The 537-nt window shown below is 49.9% G+C and carries 1 protein-coding gene; it reads right to left on the minus strand.

Going from position 1 to position 537, the window contains the following annotated elements:
• A partial coding sequence (gene proB, locus R7190_RS30130; protein WP_318138243.1) for a glutamate 5-kinase occupies nt 1–537 on the minus strand: 537 nt, incomplete at both ends.

A 537-nucleotide genomic window follows, 5' to 3' on the forward strand; every position in this document is an offset into this window, starting at 1 on the left:
TACGCGAGCAACTTCACCACGGGCAAAATCACCGCTCACCTTGATGACCCCTTTTGCTAGCAAGCTGCTGCCTTTACCAACAACCGCATTCACCGCACCATCATCGATGATAATGTCACCCGATGCTGCAGGACCTGCGAGGATCCAACGCTTACGGTTTTCCAATGCTTCTGAACAAGGTAGGAAACGCGTACCTTGAGGCTCTGTGCTCAACGAGTCAAAAATTACGTTTGGCGCGCTACCTGCTGCGATAATAACTTCAATACCCGCGCGACGTGCGATGTCGGCTGCTTGAAGTTTCGTCGCCATACCACCCGTACCGAGTGTTGTACCGCTGCCGCCAGCAATTTTACGCAACGTGTCATCAATGGTTTTAACTTCTTTGATCAGCTCTGCATTCGGATCTTTGCGTGGGTCTGCAGTAAACAGACCTTTTTGGTCTGTCAGTAGCAATAACTTATCTGCACCACACAAAATACCCACTAAAGCCGATAGGTTGTCATTGTCGCCGACTTTGATTTCACTGGTGGCTACTGC

This window comes from Vibrio sp. 1078-1, from assembly GCF_033340475.1.